At 42.6% G+C, this 244-nt stretch carries 1 protein-coding gene; it reads left to right on the top strand.

What is annotated here, in order from left to right; genetic code table 11:
• Nucleotides 1-181 (top strand): transposase family protein (locus tag MO867_RS23040; RefSeq protein WP_252473485.1); only part of this gene is annotated, 181 nt, incomplete at its 5' end.
• Between the last annotated feature and the right edge of the window lie 63 nt (nt 182-244).

The raw sequence follows: 244 nt of genomic DNA, 5'->3' as shown, positions 1-244 counted from the left end.
TAGCCTTTTACATCACTTTGACGACATGGACGATCCTCGAGTTGATCGGCGCAAGTTGCACGCCCTGCCCGATATTTTACTTATCATGTTTTGCGGTGTCATTTGTGGTGCGGAAAGCTGTAGAGACTTTGTTGATTTCGCAGAATCCAAGAAAGACTACCTAAAAAATTTACGCCTCTAAATTAATGAAATACCCTCAAAAAACACTTTTAGCCGGGTTCTCTCAAGTTTAGACCCCGAGCAA

Source organism: Microbulbifer okhotskensis (assembly GCF_023895975.1).
Lineage (GTDB): Bacteria > Pseudomonadota > Gammaproteobacteria > Pseudomonadales > Cellvibrionaceae > Microbulbifer > Microbulbifer okhotskensis.
Note: the sequence above shows the minus strand (reverse complement) of the source record. Positions and strands in the feature narration are given on the sequence as shown.